General features: G+C 43.1%; 1 protein-coding gene. It reads left to right on the top strand.

The annotated features are described in order from the left end of the window. Positions 1–260: acyl-CoA dehydrogenase C-terminal domain-containing protein (locus tag SB679_RS24995; protein ID WP_410705002.1), on the top strand; the 260-nt coding region annotated here is incomplete at both ends.

Genomic DNA, 260 nt, shown 5'->3' with positions numbered 1-260 from the left:
ACTATTGAAGAGCTAACCAAAACGGTTCTTAGCAATATTAACGAACGCAAAAATGAAATTAACGGCTGTGCTGTTGACTACATGCATGCTTTTGGCTACCTAGCCTACTCTTACATGTTTGCGCTAATGGTCGAAGCTGCCAATGGTCAAGAAGGCGAGTTCTATACTAACAAAGCTAAGCTTGCTGACTATTTCGTTGGTCGTGTCCTACCACGTATCAGTGCTCACGCACAGATGGTTAAAGCTGGTAGTGATCCAAT

The organism is Chryseobacterium sp. SIMBA_029 (assembly GCF_046535275.1).
In the GTDB taxonomy this organism is placed as follows: domain Bacteria; phylum Bacteroidota; class Bacteroidia; order Flavobacteriales; family Weeksellaceae; genus Chryseobacterium.
This window is presented reverse-complemented; position numbering and strand designations above follow the sequence as displayed.